The organism is Vibrio fujianensis, from assembly GCF_002749895.1.
In the GTDB taxonomy this organism is placed as follows: Bacteria; Pseudomonadota; Gammaproteobacteria; order Enterobacterales; family Vibrionaceae; genus Vibrio; species Vibrio fujianensis.
Genome location: NZ_NBUS01000021.1, coordinates 2,377 through 2,764, shown reverse-complemented (window position 1 = coordinate 2,764; position 388 = coordinate 2,377). Strand labels below are relative to the sequence as shown.

The window sequence follows — 388 nt, the reverse complement described above, 5'->3', positions numbered from 1 at the left end:
AGTTGGCGTTGTTATATTTGATGATTTCACAGATGTAGACTTTTTTCTTATGTATGACTTGCTTGGGAGAACAACCGATAGTTGGACGGTCAGCATACTGGGAACTAAACCAGAACATCATTCCCACCTTGACATGAAAGTTAGAACTGACGGACATATTTCAGAGGTGACTAACCAAGATGTCGTTCTGATCACTAGTGGTAAGCGTGGTATTCCAGCAGCGATGAAAGAAGCTGAATTTATGTCAGCATTGAGCCTCGACCCAAACAAACAGCTAATTGGCTCGATTTGTGCTGGTTCATTCATCCTTCATGAGCTCGGTTTACTAAAAGGTAAGCCATTAACCACGAATCCAGATGCTAAAAGTGTTCTACAAAAGATGGGAGGA

At 41.8% G+C, this 388-nt stretch carries 1 protein-coding gene; it reads left to right on the top strand.

What is annotated here, in order from left to right; genetic code table 11:
- The coding region (locus tag B7C60_RS17340; protein ID WP_245868340.1) for a DJ-1/PfpI family protein at positions 1 to 388 on the top strand (388 nt) is incomplete at both ends.